At 67.2% G+C, this 16,087-nt stretch carries 19 protein-coding genes; 10 read left to right on the top strand and 9 right to left on the bottom strand.

Going from position 1 to position 16,087, the window contains the following annotated elements:
* Positions 1–12: 12 nt before the first annotated feature.
* On the bottom strand, positions 13–501 hold the full coding sequence (locus tag ACFWU5_RS08420) for a DUF2505 domain-containing protein (RefSeq protein ID WP_379266612.1): 489 nt from the start codon (positions 499–501) through the stop codon (positions 13–15).
* 43 nt (positions 502–544) lie between these two features.
* Here ACFWU5_RS08420 and ACFWU5_RS08415 point away from each other — a divergent pair, with 43 nt between their 5' ends.
* From ACFWU5_RS08415 to ACFWU5_RS08405, 3 genes are all read left to right on the top strand, one after another.
* Positions 545–1,636, top strand: coding sequence for a UDP-N-acetylmuramate dehydrogenase (locus ACFWU5_RS08415; protein WP_379266703.1), 1,092 nt, complete (start codon positions 545–547; stop codon positions 1,634–1,636).
* A gap of 85 nt (positions 1,637–1,721) precedes the next feature.
* Positions 1,722–2,243, top strand: a complete 522-nt coding sequence (locus tag ACFWU5_RS08410; RefSeq protein WP_379266611.1) for a DUF2505 domain-containing protein — start codon at positions 1,722–1,724, stop codon at positions 2,241–2,243.
* The gene (locus ACFWU5_RS08405) at positions 2,243–3,040 is read left to right on the top strand and encodes a class I SAM-dependent methyltransferase (RefSeq protein ID WP_379266610.1); all 798 of its coding nucleotides are present in this window, start codon (positions 2,243–2,245) and stop codon (positions 3,038–3,040) included. Before ACFWU5_RS08410 ends, ACFWU5_RS08405 begins: the two co-directional genes overlap by 1 nt.
* Here ACFWU5_RS08405 and ACFWU5_RS08400 read toward each other — a convergent pair.
* Complete coding sequence (locus ACFWU5_RS08400; protein WP_379243484.1) at positions 3,026–3,634, bottom strand: hypothetical protein; 609 nt, start codon at positions 3,632–3,634, stop codon at positions 3,026–3,028. The genes ACFWU5_RS08405 and ACFWU5_RS08400 overlap by 15 nt on opposite strands.
* Positions 3,635–3,739: 105 nt before the next feature.
* On the opposite strand from ACFWU5_RS08400, the gene ACFWU5_RS08395 reads away from it, so the two are divergent.
* Positions 3,740–4,474, top strand: coding sequence for a DUF2993 domain-containing protein (locus ACFWU5_RS08395; RefSeq protein WP_379266608.1), 735 nt, complete (start codon positions 3,740–3,742; stop codon positions 4,472–4,474).
* On the opposite strand, the gene deoC is transcribed toward ACFWU5_RS08395, so the two are convergent.
* Positions 4,475–5,140, bottom strand: coding sequence for a deoxyribose-phosphate aldolase (deoC, locus tag ACFWU5_RS08390; RefSeq protein WP_379266607.1), 666 nt, complete (start codon positions 5,138–5,140; stop codon positions 4,475–4,477).
* A gap of 105 nt (positions 5,141–5,245) precedes the next feature.
* On the opposite strand from deoC, the gene ACFWU5_RS08385 reads away from it, so the two are divergent.
* The gene (locus ACFWU5_RS08385; RefSeq protein ID WP_379266606.1) at positions 5,246–5,764 is read left to right on the top strand and encodes a GNAT family N-acetyltransferase; all 519 of its coding nucleotides are present in this window, start codon (positions 5,246–5,248) and stop codon (positions 5,762–5,764) included.
* 1 nt (position 5,765) lies between these two features.
* On the opposite strand, the gene purU is transcribed toward ACFWU5_RS08385, so the two are convergent.
* The 6 genes from purU to ACFWU5_RS08355 all read right to left on the bottom strand — a co-directional run bounded on the left by purU (position 5,766) and on the right by ACFWU5_RS08355 (position 10,716).
* A complete protein-coding gene (gene purU, locus ACFWU5_RS08380; protein ID WP_379266605.1) occupies positions 5,766–6,656 on the bottom strand; it encodes a formyltetrahydrofolate deformylase in 891 nt (296 codons plus the stop codon).
* 21 nt (positions 6,657–6,677) lie between these two features.
* Positions 6,678–7,730 (bottom strand): alpha/beta fold hydrolase, encoded by a 1,053-nt coding sequence (locus tag ACFWU5_RS08375; protein WP_379266604.1) that lies wholly within the window; start codon positions 7,728–7,730, stop codon positions 6,678–6,680.
* Between the two features lie 76 nt (positions 7,731–7,806).
* Positions 7,807–8,097, bottom strand: a complete 291-nt coding sequence (locus ACFWU5_RS08370) for a DUF2516 family protein (protein WP_379243941.1) — start codon at positions 8,095–8,097, stop codon at positions 7,807–7,809.
* A 74-nt stretch (positions 8,098–8,171) separates the two neighbouring features.
* Positions 8,172–8,825 (bottom strand): heparin-binding hemagglutinin, encoded by a 654-nt coding sequence (locus tag ACFWU5_RS08365; RefSeq protein ID WP_379266603.1) that lies wholly within the window; start codon positions 8,823–8,825, stop codon positions 8,172–8,174.
* A complete protein-coding gene (locus ACFWU5_RS08360; protein WP_379243498.1) occupies positions 8,825–9,271 on the bottom strand; it encodes a helix-turn-helix domain-containing protein in 447 nt (148 codons plus the stop codon). The genes ACFWU5_RS08365 and ACFWU5_RS08360 overlap by 1 nt, the downstream gene beginning before the upstream one ends.
* Positions 9,272–9,384: 113 nt before the next feature.
* Complete coding sequence (locus ACFWU5_RS08355) at positions 9,385–10,716, bottom strand: DUF445 domain-containing protein (protein ID WP_379243500.1); 1,332 nt, start codon at positions 10,714–10,716, stop codon at positions 9,385–9,387.
* Positions 10,717–10,979: 263 nt separating this feature from the next.
* Here ACFWU5_RS08355 and ACFWU5_RS08350 point away from each other — a divergent pair, with 263 nt between their 5' ends.
* The 5 genes from ACFWU5_RS08350 to ACFWU5_RS08330 all read left to right on the top strand — a co-directional run bounded on the left by ACFWU5_RS08350 (position 10,980) and on the right by ACFWU5_RS08330 (position 16,036).
* Positions 10,980–11,660: a TetR/AcrR family transcriptional regulator gene (locus ACFWU5_RS08350; protein ID WP_379266702.1), complete on the top strand. Its 681-nt coding sequence runs from the start codon at positions 10,980–10,982 to the stop codon at positions 11,658–11,660.
* 142 nt (positions 11,661–11,802) lie between these two features.
* Positions 11,803–13,227, top strand: a complete 1,425-nt coding sequence (locus ACFWU5_RS08345; RefSeq protein ID WP_379266602.1) for an ABC1 kinase family protein — start codon at positions 11,803–11,805, stop codon at positions 13,225–13,227.
* A 25-nt stretch (positions 13,228–13,252) separates the two neighbouring features.
* Positions 13,253–14,497, top strand: a complete 1,245-nt coding sequence (locus ACFWU5_RS08340) for a saccharopine dehydrogenase family protein (protein ID WP_379266601.1) — start codon at positions 13,253–13,255, stop codon at positions 14,495–14,497.
* On the top strand, positions 14,494–15,126 hold the full coding sequence (locus ACFWU5_RS08335) for a class I SAM-dependent methyltransferase (RefSeq protein ID WP_379266600.1): 633 nt from the start codon (positions 14,494–14,496) through the stop codon (positions 15,124–15,126). Before ACFWU5_RS08340 ends, ACFWU5_RS08335 begins: the two co-directional genes overlap by 4 nt.
* A gap of 64 nt (positions 15,127–15,190) precedes the next feature.
* Positions 15,191–16,036: a polyphosphate kinase 2 family protein gene (locus ACFWU5_RS08330; RefSeq protein ID WP_379266599.1), complete on the top strand. Its 846-nt coding sequence runs from the start codon at positions 15,191–15,193 to the stop codon at positions 16,034–16,036.
* Positions 16,037–16,087: the final 51 nt, after the last annotated feature.

Here is a 16,087-nt window from a genome sequence, read left to right as displayed (position 1 = left end):
GGTGCCACCGACCTACTGGCGGTTGAGCCACTCTTCGGTGAACGTCGCCTCGTTGCCCAGCAGTTCGATCAGCCGCTCGGAGATGGCCGCTTCGATCTTGCCGCCGAACAGCGGGATCTTCACCTCGATGGTGCCGTTGATGGCGGTGGTGGAGCCGGTGCCGCCGTCGGGCGCCATGGTCACCGTGCCGCGGACCACCGCGGGGGCGCCGTCGACGTGGGCTTCGAAGATGCCGCCGGTGCCGGTGTAGGTCTCGGTGCGCGGGATGACCAGGTCGCCGGGGCGCACCGCGGTGATGGCGGGGGGCAGCTGGTCGGCGGGGATGGACTGCACCATCTGGACGCGGACCTGGTCACCGTCGACGGCGAAGGAGTACAGTCGCGCGCCGGGGCCGCCGACCTCGGCGATCCGGGCCTTCCAGTACTGCTCGTCGGAGTACGCGGCGCGCACCGCATCGACGGAATGCGTGTAGCCGGCAGTGAACGCCAGAGGTGTAGCCATGCCCGACACGGTACCGTCTGCGAACGTGCGTACAACACGGGTGGTGTCCTCCGATCAGCTGCGTGAACTGCTTGCCGAGACCGGCGCGACGGTTCGAGATTCGGTGCGTTTGTCCGAATTGACGACGTTGCGGGTCGGCGGGCCCGCCCTGGTCGCCGACTGCGCGACCACCGACGCCCTGGTGGCCACGGTGCGAACCCTCGACGCGGCCGGGATCGACATCCTGCTGATCGCGGGCGGGTCGAACCTACTCATCGACGACGCGGGCTTCGACGGCGTGGTCGTCGCGGTGAACACGACCGGTGTCGAACTGCGCGCCGACGGCGTGGTGGCCGAGGCGGGCGCGAACTGGGATTCCGTCGTCGCGGCGACCGTGGCGGCAGGCCTGGGCGGGCTCGAGTGCCTGTCCGGCATTCCCGGTTCCGCCGGTGCGACCCCGGTGCAGAACGTCGGCGCGTACGGCGTCGAGGTGGCGTCGCTGTTGCGCCGGGTGCGTCTGCTCGACCGCAAGACCGGCGAGGTGCGCTGGGCCGAACCCGCCGAATTGGGTTTCGGCTACCGCACCAGCGTGCTCAAGCACAGCAACGACGGCGTGATCCTGGCGGTGGATTTCGCGCTGGACCCGAGCGGGATGAGCGCGCCGCTGCGCTACGGCGAACTGGCCAAAGTCCTCGACGCGAAAGACGGCGAAACCCGCCCGGTCGACCAGGTCCGCGCGGAAGTCCTGCGCCTGCGCGCGGGCAAGGGCATGGTCCTGAACCCCACCGATCACGACACCTGGAGTGCCGGTTCGTTTTTCACCAACCCGGTGGTCACCGACGCACAACTCCCCCAGGTCCTGGCCGCCATCGCCGCCCACGTCGGCGACGACGTCAAAGTCCCCACCTACCCCGCCCCCGACGGCACCAAGCTCTCCGCGGGCTGGCTCATCGAACGCGCCGGCTTCGCCAAAGGCTTCCCCGACGAAGCAGCCCCCGCCCGCCTGTCCACCAAACACACCCTCGCCCTGACCAACCGAGGCACCGCCACCGCCGCCGACATCGTCGCCTTGGCCCGCACCGTCCGAGCAGGCGTCCAGGAACGCTTCGGCGTAACCCTGGAACCAGAGCCGGTCACCGTCGGCCTCACCCTCTAGAACGCGGTCCCACCCCATTGGGACCCCCAACAACATCCCCACCTCTTCCGTGCGCCCCCACCTCAACCCCGTAACGTGTCCTGCCATGGCACGCAGACTCGACTACTCCGCCCGCTACCCCCTGCACACCACCGAAGAGCTGTACGCGGCGATGCAGCGCAGGGACTACTGGGAAGCCCGTGTCGCGGAGATGCGCAAGTACGCGCCCAACAACGAAGTCGTGTCGCTGGACGTCTCCGATGACGGCATCGACGTGGTCCTGCACCACACGCTCCCGCGCGAGATGCTGCCCGAGATCGCCCAGACGGTCATGCGCAAGGACATGGTGATCACCCGCAAGGAGAGCTGGGGTCCGTTCGATCACGAAGAGACCGAGGGCAAGTTCTCCGCCTCGATCCCGGCGGGTCCGGGCAGCCTCAACGGCACCATCCGCCTTTTCCCGACCGAAACCGGCGCCACCATGCGTTTCTCCCCCACCGCCAAGGTCTTCATCCCGATGGTTGGCCCGCGCTTGGAGCAGTTGATGCTGGTGAACCTGGTCGACCTGTTCCGCGCCGAGCAGGAGGAGACCCTGCGCTACCTGGACCGCCAGTCCGCCGAGAAGTAGTGGCCCCCAGCCGCAAGGCCATCCCGCCGGTCGGCACGATCACCCGCGGCACCACGGGCGTGAACCGGCTGCGCCGCAGCGACCGCTGGCTGGTCAACGACGACCTGGTCAGTACCACGTTGCGCGAGGCCACCCACCCGTTGGCCGTGGATCTGGGCTACGGCGCGGCCCCGTGGACCACGTTCGAGCTGGCCGCACGCCTGCGCACCGTGCGCCCCGATCTCGAGGTGGTCGGTCTCGAAATCGATCCCGCGCGCGTGGTCGAACCCCGCGACGGCGTCCGCTTCGCCCGCGGCGGTTTCGAACTGGCGGGCCTGCGCCCCACCCTGGTCCGAGCCTTCAACGTCCTGCGCCAATACCCCGAACACGCCGTCCCCGAAGCCTGGTCCCGCATCCAGGAAAACCTGGCCCCCGACGGCCTACTAGTGGACGGCACCTGCGACGAGCTCGGCCGCCGCTGCGCCTGGGTACTACTCGACCGCCACCGCCCCCTCTCCCTGACCCTGGCCTGGGATCCCTTCACCGTAGACCGCCCCTCCGACATCGCCGAGCGCCTGCCGAAAGCGTTGATCCACCGCAACATTCCCGGCGAACGCATCCACACCCTCCTCAAAGAGGCCGACCAAGCCTGGGAACGCTCCGCCGCCATGGCACCCTACGGCCCGCGAACCCGCTGGCGAGAAGCCGCGAACATGTTGCGCGCCAACGGCTTCCCTGTCCGCACCTACAACCGGAGAATGCGCGACTGCGTCCTGTCGGTCCCCTGGGACGTAGTAGCCCCCTCACACCCGACTTAACGCCCGCCGCACCCGAGTAACCGCCCGCGGCCCCAATTGCTGTCCGCCCCACCAGATCTCGTCGATATCGCACCGGTGGATGGCCACCGCGTCGGCCACCACCTCGTCCAACGCCGACTGCGAGATCTCGGTCTCGGCCAGATCCAACACCGTGCGCACCGGCGTGGTCACCAGAAACGGCCCCGCCGACTCCACATCCCCGTCGCCGAGCTTGCGCCGCGTCAACACCAACCGCGGCGTGACCGGTGGCCGCCCCGCCGACACCGACAGGTGCAGGAACCGCGGCGCCAACCGTCCGATCCCGTGCAGTTCCGCCGCGCTCTGATACGAGACCGCCGCCGCCCCGTCGAACCAGGCCGCCCACATCGCGTATTCGTCCAGCGGCCCCGCCCGCCATTGCCCCAGCCGCATCATCCCGACCCCGGCCCTGGTCACCGACCCGTCCCCCAGGGCGGCCCTGACCTGCAGCTCGCACCCGGTCCGCAACACCTGCCGGGTCGTGAAGTATCCCGCGTGCCGCCCGGCTAGGCGCCGCAGCACCCGCCATCGGTGGTCCGCTGTCCCCGCCACCCGGCGCGCAACCTCGCCAGTCATGAATACGAGGTTACGCCGCGTACGTGTTCCAGGTCACAGATCGATGGGAAGGCTTTCACTACGTCCTCAGAGCGAACACAGAAACGTGCGGAAGAATCCGATGCCATGACCACGAACAAGCCCCCCAGGATCGGTGCGCGCCCGCTGGTGATCGCGTTGGCCGTGGTCGCCGTGTTGCTCGTGGCGGCCATCGGCGGCACCGAGGCCTATGCCCGGCACAAGATCTCCCGCTGTATCAGCGGCGCGTTCGAGCAGCAGATGGGTTCGAATATCGATGTGGGCTTCGGCCTCAGACCCATCCTGCTGTCGTATGTCGACGGCAAGGTCGGTTCACTCACGGTCGACAGCGAGGACAACAAGTTCGGTCCCGCGATCGGCATGGTCGTGCACGCGAAATTCAACGACATCGAACTGGTCGACCGCGGTCGCGGCGGCGGCACGGTCGGCAGCTCGTCCGCCGACGTGACCTGGAACAACGCCGGCATCCAGGAAACGCTGGGCACCATGGTCAGCGGCGTGCGTTCCTCGGCGAGCACCGGCGTTCTGACCCTGGACGTGCTCGGCGGCCTGGCCCAGTTGGAGGTCCAACCGCTGGTCCGCGACGGCAATATCACCGTCGAAACCAAGTCGGCCCAGCTGCTGGGCATCGGCCTGCCCACCGACCTGGTGCAGGGCATCGTCGAAACCTTCACCCAGAGCCTGCAGAGCTACCCACTGGGCTTGCGCGCCCAAGAAGTAAAGGTCACCGATGACGGTGTGGCCGTGCACCTTTCCGGCGGCAAGACCTCTCTCGACACCACCGACACCCGAACCGGTCAGCAGGTCGAATACCGCTGCTGATCAGTCGGGAAACCCGTCCAACACCACGGCGGACTTCGACAATCCCAGCCGCGTAGCCCCGGCGGCGATCATCGCGGCGGCGTCCTCAGCGGTACGAATCCCACCACTGGCCTTCACCCCCAACCGTCCACCGACGGTCTCGGCCATCAGCGACACCGCGTGCACACTCGCCCCACCGGCCGGATGGAACCCGGTGGACGTCTTCACGAAATCGGCACCGGCCTGCTCAGCCGCCCGGCACGCCCCGACGATCGCCTCATCGGTCAACGCCGCCGACTCGATGATCACCTTGAGCACAGCCCGATCAGCAGTCGCCTCGCGCACGGTGATGATGTCGGCGAGCACCGCATTGAAATCCCCCGCCAAAGCCGCACCGACGTCGATCACCATGTCGACCTCGGCAGCCCCCTGATCCACGGCCAAGCGCGCCTCGGCACCCTTCACCAGCGAATGATGCTTACCCGACGGGAACCCCGCCACGGTCGCGACCACCAGCCCCGGCGCCCGAACGGGCAGCATCGAGGGCGAAATGCAGATCGCGTACACCCCCAGCTTCCGCGCGTCGGCGATCAGCGCGTCGACCTCGGCCGCGGTGGCCTCCGGTGCGAGCAGGGTGTGGTCGATCATGTCGGCCACGGCGGCCCGAGTCAGCGCAGCGGAAGTCATTTTCCGAGCATGTCACATTCACGGCGAAGTCCGACAAAGTAGTCCGGCAAAGAGGACGTCGCACATCATTGCGCTGCGCTACCCAAATCCTGGACACTTAACCCTGTGCTGATTCGTCGCGAGACCCCAGCGGACGCCCCGGCGATCGCCGCGATCCACCAGGCCGCCTTCGCCCCCCACTACGCCGACGATGCCCTTCCACCCGAACCCGCGCTCGTCGAAAAGCTACGCACCGACGAGTCGTGGATGCCGACCCTGTCACTGGTAGCGCTGGAATACGACACGGTCGTGGGCCACATCTGCCTCACCAGAGCCGGCATCGGCCCGTTCCCCGTACTGGCACTGGGACCCCTGGGCGTGGACCCGGAAAACCAGAAATCCGGCATCGGCTCGGCCCTGGTCCACGCCGCCCTCGGCGCCGCCGACGCCCTCGACGAATCAGTGGTCGGCCTGGTCGGCGACCCCGACTACTACGCCCGCTTCGGTTTCGTCCCTGGCCTGCGCCTGGGCATCGTCCCCGACGAACCGGACTGGGCGTCCCATTTCCAGGTCCGCCCACTCACCGCCTACGACCCGGCAGTCACCGGCGAATTCCGTTATCCCGCACCGTTTTACGACCTATAACTCACTCGAAGACCACCGTGCGCCGCCCGTGCACCAGCACCCGGCCTTCCAGGTGCCAGCGCAGTCCGCGCGCGAGCACCACCCGTTCGATGTCACGCCCCTGCCGCACCATGTCGCGCACGTCGTCGGCGTGATCGACCCGGATCACGTCCTGTTCGATGATGGGCCCCGCGTCCAACTCCGCGGTGACGTAATGGCAGGTCGCCCCGATCAGCTTCACCCCGCGCGCATACGCCTGGTGATAGGGCCGCGCGCCGACGAACGAGGGCAGGAAGCTGTGGTGGATATTGATCGCCCGCCCCGCCCAGTGCTCACACAGTGACGCGGGCAGCACCTGCATGAACCGGGCGAGCACCACCGCCTGCGGATCATAGGAGTCCACCAGCTCCCGCACCTGCTCGAACGCAGGCCCACGCTCGGCCGGATCCTTCGGAAACGGCACGTAGTGGAACTTCACCCCGTGCGCCTCGGTCATCCCGGCCAGATCGGGATGATTACCGATCACCGCCTCGATATTGGCCGGTAGCTCCCCGGCCTGCGCCCGCCCGAGCAGGTCGTGCAGGCAGTGGCCGTCCTTGCTGACCAGCAACACCACCCGACTCGGCGCCCCGGAATCGTGCAGCTGCCAGTCGGTCTCGGGCCCGAACTCCGCGGCCACCCGGGCGAAGCGCTGCCGCAGCTCGTCGATCGAGAACGGCACCGTCGACGCTTTCACGGCCTGACGGGTGAAGAACCAGCCGATGTCACCGTCGGAGTGGTAGCCGGCCTCCACGATCGACCCGCCGAAATCGGCGATGAACGAGGAGATCGCAGCGATGATGCCCGGTCGGTCAGGGCAGCCCAGCGTCAGTACGAAGCGACGGTCGTCCGAGGTCACAGCGGTAGAACTCATCCGGCCATCTTCGCACCGAGGTCAGGCCGAAGCGCGCACGGGCTCGCGCACGGCGGCGAGTACTTCGGCCAGTTCGGCATTGAACAGGTCGTAGCGCTCGACATTGCCCAGATGCCCGGTCGGCAGCACCTTGAACCCGGCCAGCGTGCCCGCGTCGGCCAGCAGCGCGGCCAATCGCTGCGCGTGCAGCACCGGCGTCATGTCGTCGCGATCGCCGGCCAGCACCGTGGTCGGCACCGAGAAGTTCTTCGCGTCATCGCCCAGATGCAGTGCGGTGAGCAGGAATCCGTACCGCGAACGCGTCATCATCGGGCAACCACGCACCACCGACAGCGCGTAGTCCAGCTTTTCGCGCGAGGTGTCGAGGGTCATCACCTGACGGGCGAAGATCCAGCGCACCGGCTTGATCGGCGGCATCACCACCGGGGTACCGAGGATGAGCTTGCCGACCCAGTCCGGCGAGGGCAGCGTGCGCCCACCCAGCAGTCGCAGCGGCTTGTTCAAACCGGGAACCATCGTCGACACCGAGACCAGCGAGTGCGCGCCGGTATTGGTCAGCAGCACCGCGGCGGCCTGTTCGGCGACCCGCTCGGGGTAGCGACCGGCCCACGCGATCAGCGTCATCCCGCCCATGCTGTGGCCCGCGAGCACCGCGCGCTGACCCGGCAGCAGCACCGCGTCGAGCACATCGCACAGGTCGTCGGCGAGCAGATTGGTGCTGGGCCGCGCGTATCCGTTGGTGCTCTCGCCGTGGCCGCGCTGGTCGTAGGCGACCACGCGGTACTCACCGGCGAAGGCGTTGATCTGGGCGTTCCAGTATTCGAGCGAACACGTCCAGCCGTGCGCGAACACGATCACCGGCGCATCGACCGGGCCGTAGGCGTGCACCCGCAGCCGGGCACCGTCGGCGGTGACCACCGGGATCACGTCGTACGGCATCCGCGGCGGATCCAACGCCTCGATCCCGTGCGACCTGGTCCGCAGGTCGGCACGGTGGGCCGCCAGGGTGGTCTTGACCACGGTGGACGCCTGATCGATCAGGTTCCCCAGGGCCGTGGGCAGCATTGCACGCATCGGCACACTCCTTTGTGTTACTGCTCGATACAGTAACACCGAGTATCACACAACGCGAGGCCCTACTAAAAGACTGTTACCAGCGCGGACCGCGCTGCACCTCGTCCACCTTCGGCCGCACATCAGCCAGATACACCCCGGTGGCGATGATCGCGATGAACGACAGCAACCCCAGCCCACCCGCGGCGATCAACAGGAACACCAGCGCCCCGCCCAGAATCGCCAACCAGATCGGCTTGGTCATCTTGTCCACCGCGGTGAACGCGTCCGACCGTTGGCGCACCGCATGGATCAAGGCGAACACCGTCGCGCCGAAGGCGGCCACCCAGATGACCAGCATGATCAGCATCGTCAGGTTATTCACCATATTCACACCCCCATCATACGAACAGCGACCCCGCACACGTGGTGTACGGGGTCGCTGTCAGTAGCAGATGCTGATTACACCTTCTTGGGCGCAGCAGCTTTCTTGGCGGCCGGAGCAGCCTTCTTGGCCGGAGCGGCCTTCTTGGCGGCGGGAGCCTTGGCCGGAGCCGGCTCGGTGGTCACGGCCACAACCTCGGCCTCGACCACGGCGGCGACCTCGTCGGCCACAGCCTCGGCCTCGACCTTGCCACGGCCCAGCAGGTCGTTGACCTTGGTCAGGGCATCCTCGGCGCGAGCCGAAGCATCCTTGTAGAGGGTCTCCACGCGACCGATCTGCTCTTCGACGGCCTCGTTGGCACGCAGCCGGTCGACGGTCTCCTCGCCGCGCACGGCGAGGTCGGCGTAGATGTCCAGCGCCTGGCGGTAGTACTGCTCGGCCAGCTTGCGCAGCTCTTCGGTGGTGAACTTCTCGCGCAGCTCGGCGAGGTCCTCCGGCAGCTCGGACGGCAGGCCGGAGATGCGCTCACGCAGGGTGTCGAACTGGGCCTGCACGTCGGCGGGCACGTTCGCGATGCGCTCACGGGCCTCTTCGACGCGGGCCTTGGGGTCGGCGGTGGCAACGCGGTCACGCACGTCGGCGACCACGTCGTTCACGGCGGCGTAGATGGCGTCACCGGCGCCGACGGTGGCGAACAGCGGCTTGGTCACAGTGGCGGTCTTCTCGGTCATCAGTCTTCATTCTCCTGGTGTGGCGGAGTGTCAGTTGTCGTGAACGAAACGTCGCTGTTCCGTTCGGTCCCCCCTGAGCCGGTGTCTTCCCCGTTTTCCCGGCGAAACGACTCATAGATTTCCAACAACACCTGTTTCTGCCGCTCCGACACCGAAGTGTCGGCGAGCAGGGCATCGCGGACCGGGCTGTGCGGACGCTGTTCCAGAAATCCGGCCCGCACATACAACACCTCCGAGGAAACACGCAGTGCCTTGGCGATCTGCGCGAGTACTTCGGCGGAGGGATTACGCAATCCGCGTTCGATTTGGCTCAGGTACGGATTACTCACCCCCGCCAGAGCGGCGAGCTGACGCAGGGACACCTGCGCGCCTTCGCGCTGTGCCCTGATGAAACCTCCGATATCTTGAGCCGCGTGCGCTACACGACTCTCGGGTTGGTCTGTCATCGCTCACCTTCTGGCGTTGTAAGGCCAATACTAGAACAGGGTGCTAGCTATTGCAAGCACTACAGTTAGCACCCGGTCGGCTGACACTCGCGTAGCCCCGGCTACCAGGTCTTTCAGTGGAACAGCAGCTGCGAGATCGCGTAGATCGCCAGGCCCGCGAGCGACCCGACCACCGTGCCGTTGATCCGGATGAATTGCAGATCCCGACCCACCTGCAATTCGATCTTCTTGCTCGCCTCGTCGGCATCCCAGCGTGCCACCGTGTCGGTGACCAAGGTCGAGATCTCACCGGAGTAGTTACCGACCAGATAGCGCGCGCCGCGATCGATCCACCCGTCCACCTTGCCACGCATCGCCGGATCGTCACGCAGACGCTCGCCCAGCTGTTGCACATTCTCCGCGACCTTGCGACGCAACGTGGAATCGGGATCGTGCGCGGACTCCAAGATCAACCGTTTCGCCGCGCGCCAGGTGGCCTCGGCCATTCCGGTGATCTGTTCGCGGCCCATGATCTCGGCCTTGACCTTTTCCGCCTTCGCGATCATCGCGTCGTCGTGTTGCAGGTCCTCGGCGAAATCCTGCAGAAAGCGATCCGCGGCCCGCCGCAATTCATGATCGGGATCGGAGCGCACCTTCCAGGTGAACTCCACCAATTCCCGATAGATTCGCTCGGAAAGCAACGTATTGACGAATTTCGGCGCCCACTGCGGCGAATCACGCAGCACGATCCGGTCGATGGTGTCCTGCGAACCCAACGCCCACTGATGCGCGCGCTCGGCCAGCAGATCGATCAGCGGCCGCTGCCGGTTGTCGGCGATCATCTCCGACAGCACCCGCCCCAGCGGCGGTCCCCACAGCGGTTCGGCGATCCGCTTCACGATGGTGTTGTCGATGATCTGCTCGACGTCCTCGTCGCGCAGCGTGTTCACCACCGCGGTCAGAATCGTGGCGCTCTCCTGCGCCACCCGCGCCGCGTGCCCCGGATCGGCCATCCATCGACCCACCCGCAGCGAGATCTGCGCCGATTCCAGCCGCGCCGACACCACATCGGGCGCGAGGAAGTTGGTGCCCACGAACGCACCCAGACTCTCGCCGAGCTGGTCCTTCTTCTTCCGAATGATCGCGGTGTGCGGAATCGGCAGGCCCAGCGGATGTTTGAACAGCGCCGTGACCGCGAACCAGTCGGCCAGCGCGCCGACCATGCCGGCCTCCGACGCCGCGCGCACATAGCCCACCCACTCGCCACCCCCACCGCGCGATTCGAGCCAGCGGCACAGCAGGTAGATCACGCTGGCAACCACCAGGAAGCTGGTCGCCAGCGCCTTCATCTTGAACAGGTCGCGTTTCTTGGCCGCCTCGTCGGTCATCAAGCCGAAACCGCCGGGCGGCGAGGCGGGCTCGGTGCGCGGCGTGAGAACCGCCGTGGTGCCGGGAGCTTTCTCCATAGCCCCCATTCTGCTGTGCGCGCGCCGAGTGCGCCGCCGCCAACCCCGCGTGGCTGCCGTCGGACACGCTGAATCGGCCCTTCGGTCATACGCGCGGGTAAGTACGCGAGTGTGGTAAATGCCGCATCGGCACCCAAACGAGTGCCACCCCACACTCGCCCGCCTAAGCTGTATCGCGAGACACGCCATATCGATCACAAGGGGGCCTGCTGTTGTCCACCGAAGACCTTGTCGAGATCGGCGAGCAGGGCAGCCGAGCCGCGGTGCGCGGCAACGGCCCGGCCGACGGCCGTAAACGGCGGTGGCGCCAGCACAAGATCGACCGCCGCGAAGAGCTCGTCGACGGCACGCTCAACGCCATCCGCACGCGCGGCAGCCAGGCGGGCATGGACGAGATCGCCACCGAGATCGGCGTGTCCAAGACCGTGCTGTACCGCTATTTCGCGGACAAGAACGACCTGGTCCACGCCACCATGCAGCGCTTCATCGAGACCACCCTGCTGCCGCGCGTGTACGGCGCGATCAGCCTCGACGCCGACGAGTACCAGCTCGTGCGCGCCGCGATGACCGAGTACGTGGGCACCGTCGACGACGACCCCGAGGTCTACCGGTTCATCATGAGCAACGCCTCCGGCGACAAGTCCTCGCTGGCGGAGTTCGAGCGGCTGTTCGCCGAGGTGGTCACCACCGTGTTGATCGACCGGGCGGGCGGCAAGGGCATGCGCACCGACGGCGCGATGCTGTGGTCGTATGTGCTGGTCGGCGGCATTCAGCTGGCCACGCACTGGTGGACCACCACCGACAAGGCCATGCCGCGCCAGGACGTGATCGACTACCTCACGATGATGGCCTGGAGCGCGATCGAGGGCATCGCCCGCGCGGGTGGTTCGCCCGAGATCTTCAGCGCCGCAGAACACCCGATGCCGGAGATGCCGCAGTCCTGACCTGCCCGTTCTCACGATCTGGGGAGCCGGACTCGACAGCGCAACACAGTTGGCTACGCTGAACCGAGCGTGACGCTGTGGCTTGCGTCACCGCTGGCGGCTGGGTGTCGCCGTGCACGTGCGCACCAACGGAGGTACCTCGATGGCGAAGAACGTGCCGACTTCTCGGCTTGCCCGCGGGACGAAGCTCGGGGCGGTCGCGGCGAGTTCGGTCATCCGATCGAAGAAGACCAGGCTGTCGATGCGGGGCCGGTCCGAGGCTGTGCGCGAGCGGATGGCCGAGGAGTCGATGATCCGCACCACCGAGCAGGTGGTCATGGTGCTGGGCACCATGAAGGGCGTGGCCATGAAGCTGGGCCAGATGATGTCGGTGCTGGATCTGGACCTGGTGCCCGAGAATCATCGTGAACGGTTCCAGCAGCGGCTGGCGGTCTTGCGAAACGCCGCGCCGACAGTCTCGTTCGAGTCCATGCGCGCGGTGATCGAGCAGGACTTCGGCGCGCCGCTGCAGGAGGTCTTCGCCGAGTTCGATCCCGAGCCGATCGCCGCCGCCTCGATCGGCCAGGTCTACCGGGCCACCCTGCACGACGGCCGGTCGGTCGCGGTGAAGGTCCAGTACCCCGGTGTCGACGCCGCGGTGCGCGCGGACCTGAAGAACCTCACCATGTTTCGTCGCGTGCTGGCCTCGGCGATGCCGTGGATCACCCCCGCGGTGCTCGACGAGCTGAAACTGAACATGGAAAGCGAGCTGGACTACCGGGCCGAGGCCGCCACCCAGGCCGACATCGCGCACCTGTACCGCGACCACCCGTTCATCGTGGTGCCGTCCTCGGTACCGGAACTGTCGACCACGCGCGTGCTGGTCAGCGAGTTCATCGACGGCGACGGCTTCGAGCAGATGCGGGAAATGCCTGCGGCGCAACGGAATCGCCTCGGCGAGATCATCTACCGCTTCTACGTCGGCTCACTGTTCACCTTCCACGAGTTCTGCGGCGACCCGCATCCGGGCAATGTGTTGCTCGCGCGCGACGGCCGGGTCGCGTTCCTGGACTTCGGCCTGTTCAACCGCATGGACCCCAAGCTGGTCGCTTTCGAGATCCAGTGCCTGCGCGCCGCGGCCGAGGATCGCGCGGAAGACCTGCGGCAGTTGATGATCGAGCGTGGCGTGATCGATTCGCCCGAGGAGATCGGCGCCGAGGAGTGCCTGGAATACGTCCTGGCGGCCTCGGAGTGGTGCCTGGTCGACGAGGAACTCACCATCACCCCCGAGCTGGCCAGCGGCGCGTTCCTGCTCGCGGTCGACCCTCGCGCCAGCGAGTTCACCGGCATGAAGCAGCAGAATCTGCCGCCCGAGCACCTGTTCTCCCGGCGCGCGGACTTCCTCACCTTCGGCATGCTCGGCCAGCTCGACAGCACCAACAACTGGCATTCGATCGCCCGCGAATGGCTCTACGACGAACCGCCGGTCACCGAACTCGGTGTGGCCCACCGCGATTGGCTGGCCACCCATCCCCCCAAGCCGGTGAAGAAATCGCGCGCCCGCAAGGCCGCGACCACCAAATCCTGATTTCCCTGTTTTCGAAAGGCCCGCAATGCCGCAGCACCGCGAGTTCGACCTGATCCTGTTCGGCGCAACAGGTTTCGTCGGCAAGCTCACCGCCCAGTACCTGACCACCGCCGCCCCCGCCGACGCCAGGATCGCACTGGCCGGACGTTCGGCGGACAAGCTCGCCGCCACCCGCGCCGCACTGGGCCCGGTCGCCGCGAATTGGGAACTGGTAGTGGCGGATTCGAGCGATCCCGCGTCGCTTGCGGCCATGGCCGAACGCACGAAGGTCGTGGTCACCACGGTCGGCCCGTACCTGCGCTACGGCATGCCGCTGCTGGGCGCCTGCGCCGCGGCCGGCACCCACTACGCCGACCTCACCGGTGAGCCGCTGTTCATCCACGACGCCATCGAGAAGTTCGAGCAGACCGCAGTCGACTCCGGCGCCAAGATCGTGAATTCCTGTGGCTACGACTCGATTCCGTCGGACCTGAGCGTGTACGAGATCTACCGCGCCAGCCTCGCCGACGACACCGGCGAGCTCGAGAGCACCACCCTGGTCGCCTACCTCAAGGGCGGCATGAGCGGCGGCACCATCGATTCCGGGCGCGCGATGATGGAAGACGTGGCAGGCGATTCCGCCCGCGGCAAGATCCTGGCGCACCCGTACTCGCTGAGCCCGGACCGCAGCATGGAACCGAATGTGGGCCGCCAGTCCGATCAGGCGCTGGCCCGCGCGGACAGCATCGACGCGAGCCTGAGCGGCTGGGTCACCACGTTCATCATGGCCTCGCACAACACCAAGGTCGTGCGCCGCACCAACGGCCTGCTCGGCTGGGCGTACGGCAAGCAGTTCCGCTACCGCGAGGTGATGAACGCGGGCACCTCCCCCGCCGCGCCGCTGGTGGCCGCCGGTATCGCGGGCGGCATCGTGGCCGGAATGGCTTCGGGCGCAGTGCTTTCGCGCGTATCTCTTGGTCGCAAACTGCTCGACCGGATCCTGCCCAAGCCCGGCACCGGCCCCAGCGAAGCGGCTCGGCTGGCCGGCTGGTTCACCATGAAGACCTTCGCGCGCACCAGCTCCGGCGCCAAGTATCAGGCCACCTTCTCCGGCAGCGGCGACCCCGGCTACCAGGCCACCGCCGTGCTGCTGGGCCAAAGCGGCCTGTGCCTGGCCTACGACACCCTGCCCGACCGTTCGGGCGTGCTCACCCCCGCCTCCGCGATGGGCGAAGCGCTCACGCAGCGGCTGCGCGACGCGGGCATGACCATCGAGGTCACCCGCTCGTGAATCTCGCCCGCAAGACCATGAACGCCCCCGCGCTGGCCGCGGTCTACGAACACGCGTGGCGACCCACGATGTTCTACCTCGCCAGCGGCCGCACCACCGGCACCGACCGCCGCGATGCCGTGGACACCCTGCGCCTGAGCGGGCCCATGAAGGTCCTCGATATCGCCTGCGGCCCAGGCAATTTCACCAAGTATCTCAGCGAGTACCTGACCCGTGGCGGCTTCGTCACCGGCATCGACTACTCCGCGCCGATGCTGGCCAAGGCCGCCACCGACAACGCGAGTCCGCGCGTGGGTTACGTGCGCGGCGACGCCCGCACCCTGCCGTTCGCCGATGGCAGCTTCGACGCGGTGTGCTGCTTCGGTGCCCTGTACCTGATCCCCGACCCGCTGGTCGCCGCCCGCGAAATGATCCGGGTGCTCGCCCCCGGTGGTCGCATCGCGATCAGCACCAGCTTCCGCGAGGACAACCTGTTCGGCAGCGCCGCCAGCATGGCCGCGAGCCTGAGCGGCCTGCGCGCGTTCGACGGCGATGTCTTCCCGAAGCTGTTCGCCAGAGCGGGCCTGACCGAAATCGACCAGCGGATCCACCGTTTCATGCAGTACGTGGACGCCACCAAGCCCGTCTGACAGGTCCGCAACGATTGCGTCGAGCTTGGGCGGTAAACCGGTGCGCAGGTGGTAGGCATGGGAAATGGCGAATCTGTGGACCGAACCGGCCGATGTCGCGCTGCGGGCCGGTGGGGTGCGGGTCGCTGATCTCGACACGTCGAGCACGCCCGGTTTCACCGGTGGCAAGCGTGCGGGCAAGGACTTGCTCGCCGAGCGGGCGACGGTGCTGTCGGTGCTGCAGGAGAAGCTGTTCGCGCACGGTCGCACCGGCGGTCACCTCAATGTGCTGCTGATCCTGCAGGGCATGGACACCGCGGGCAAGGGCGGCATCGTGCGGCACGTGATCGGGTCGGTGGACCCGCAGGGTGTGGATCACGCGTCGTTCGGCGTGCCCACCGAGCTGGAGAAGCAGCACGACTTCCTGTGGCGGATCAGCAAGCGACTGCCCGCGCACGGGCAGATCGGCGTGTTCGACCGCTCCCAATACGAGGACGTGCTGGTGGTTCGCGTGCACAACCTCGTCCCGCAGGCCGAATGGGAGCAACGCTACGACCAGATCAACGCTTTCGAGAAGGAGCTGGCCGAAACGGGCACCGTCATCGTCAAGGTCGCCATGTTCGTGTCCCTGGAAGAACAGAAAATCCGGCTGCGCGAACGTCTGGAACGCCCGGACAAATACTGGAAGTTCAACCCCGCCGACATCACCGAACGCGCGTACTGGCCCCAGTATCAGCAGGCCTACCAGGCCGTTCTCGACCGCACGAACACCGATTACGCCCCCTGGTACGTGCTGCCGTCGGACCACAAGTGGTACGCGCGCCTGGCCGTGACCGAGCTGTTGATCGGCGCGTTGGCCGGGCTGAACCTGGACTGGCCGCCCGCCAACTTCGATATCGCCGAGCAGTTGCGGCGACTCGACCAGTCCTGACGTCGCGCTTTGCGCAAACTCTCAGGTTCGGCCCGCATGATGTTCGCAGAT

This window comes from Nocardia sp. NPDC058640, from assembly GCF_042716995.1.
Taxonomy (GTDB): domain Bacteria; phylum Actinomycetota; class Actinomycetes; order Mycobacteriales; family Mycobacteriaceae; genus Nocardia.
This window is presented reverse-complemented; position numbering and strand designations above follow the sequence as displayed.

Coding starts and splice junctions, on each gene's coding strand:
- ACFWU5_RS08420 (WP_379266612.1), bottom strand. CDS start 501: ATGGCTACACCTCTGGCGTTCACTGCCGGCTACACGCATTCCGTCGAT.
- ACFWU5_RS08410 (WP_379266611.1), top strand. CDS start 1,722: ATGGCACGCAGACTCGACTACTCCGCCCGCTACCCCCTGCACACCACC.
- ACFWU5_RS08400 (WP_379243484.1), bottom strand. CDS start 3,634: ATGACTGGCGAGGTTGCGCGCCGGGTGGCGGGGACAGCGGACCACCGA.
- ACFWU5_RS08395 (WP_379266608.1), top strand. CDS start 3,740: ATGACCACGAACAAGCCCCCCAGGATCGGTGCGCGCCCGCTGGTGATC.
- deoC (WP_379266607.1), bottom strand. CDS start 5,140: ATGACTTCCGCTGCGCTGACTCGGGCCGCCGTGGCCGACATGATCGAC.
- purU (WP_379266605.1), bottom strand. CDS start 6,656: ATGAGTTCTACCGCTGTGACCTCGGACGACCGTCGCTTCGTACTGACG.
- ACFWU5_RS08375 (WP_379266604.1), bottom strand. CDS start 7,730: ATGCGTGCAATGCTGCCCACGGCCCTGGGGAACCTGATCGATCAGGCG.
- ACFWU5_RS08370 (WP_379243941.1), bottom strand. CDS start 8,097: ATGGTGAATAACCTGACGATGCTGATCATGCTGGTCATCTGGGTGGCC.
- ACFWU5_RS08365 (WP_379266603.1), bottom strand. CDS start 8,825: ATGACCGAGAAGACCGCCACTGTGACCAAGCCGCTGTTCGCCACCGTC.
- ACFWU5_RS08360 (WP_379243498.1), bottom strand. CDS start 9,271: ATGACAGACCAACCCGAGAGTCGTGTAGCGCACGCGGCTCAAGATATC.
- ACFWU5_RS08355 (WP_379243500.1), bottom strand. CDS start 10,716: ATGGAGAAAGCTCCCGGCACCACGGCGGTTCTCACGCCGCGCACCGAG.
- ACFWU5_RS08345 (WP_379266602.1), top strand. CDS start 11,803: ATGGCGAAGAACGTGCCGACTTCTCGGCTTGCCCGCGGGACGAAGCTC.
- ACFWU5_RS08340 (WP_379266601.1), top strand. CDS start 13,253: ATGCCGCAGCACCGCGAGTTCGACCTGATCCTGTTCGGCGCAACAGGT.
- ACFWU5_RS08330 (WP_379266599.1), top strand. CDS start 15,191: ATGGCGAATCTGTGGACCGAACCGGCCGATGTCGCGCTGCGGGCCGGT.